This is a genomic window from Microbacterium umsixpiens, assembly GCF_053543675.1.
Genome location: NZ_JBLVOH010000062.1, coordinates 12,225 through 12,945 on the forward strand (window position 1 = coordinate 12,225; position 721 = coordinate 12,945).

1 protein-coding gene is annotated in these 721 nt (G+C 70.0%); it reads left to right on the forward strand.

The window, feature by feature from the left end:
* A partial coding sequence (locus ACNPM4_RS06215; protein ID WP_448985088.1) for a biotin/lipoyl-containing protein occupies window positions 1-696 on the forward strand: 696 nt, incomplete at its 5' end.
* Between the last annotated feature and the right edge of the window lie 25 nt (window positions 697-721).

The following is a 721-nucleotide window of genomic DNA, read 5'->3' on the forward strand; positions in this document are numbered from 1 at the left end:
TTCAAGACCTTCGGGGGTCCCGGCATCCGCCTCGACTCCGGCGTCACCGCCGGCGACTCGGTCTCGGGCGCGTTCGACTCGCTGCTCGCGAAGATCATCGTGACCGGCAAGGACAGGGCGGAGGCGCTGGAGCGCTCCCGCCGCGCACTCGACGAGTTCGAGGTCGCCGGTCTCCCCACCGTCATCCCGTTCCACCGCAAGGTCGTCCGCGACCCGGCATTCACGGCCGAGAACGGCGAGTTCGGCATCTTCACCCGCTGGATCGAGACCGAGTTCGTCAACGACATCCCCGCGTGGGACGGCGAGCTCGAGTCGCCGGCCGCCGGCGAGTCGCGCCACACCGTCGTCGTCGAGGTCTCCGGCAAGCGTCTCGAGGTGAGCCTGCCCGACCGCGTGGCGGTCGCTCCGGGCACCGCGGGTCGCCCCGCCGTCGTGCCGCCGTCGCGGCGCAGCCACGCCACCACGGCCAACGCGGGCGCATCCGGCGACGCGGTGAAGTCGCCCATGCAGGCCACGGTCGTCAAGATCGCCGTCGAAGACGGTCAGCAGGTCGTCAAGGGCGATCTCGTCGTCGTGCTCGAGGCGATGAAGATGGAGCAGCCGCTGCAGGCGCACAAGGACGGCATCATCGGCAACATCAACGCGGATGCCGGTTTGACGGTCTCCGCCGGACACCAGCTGCTCACGATCAGCTGATCCCCGTCTACCCCCGCCTAGGGGG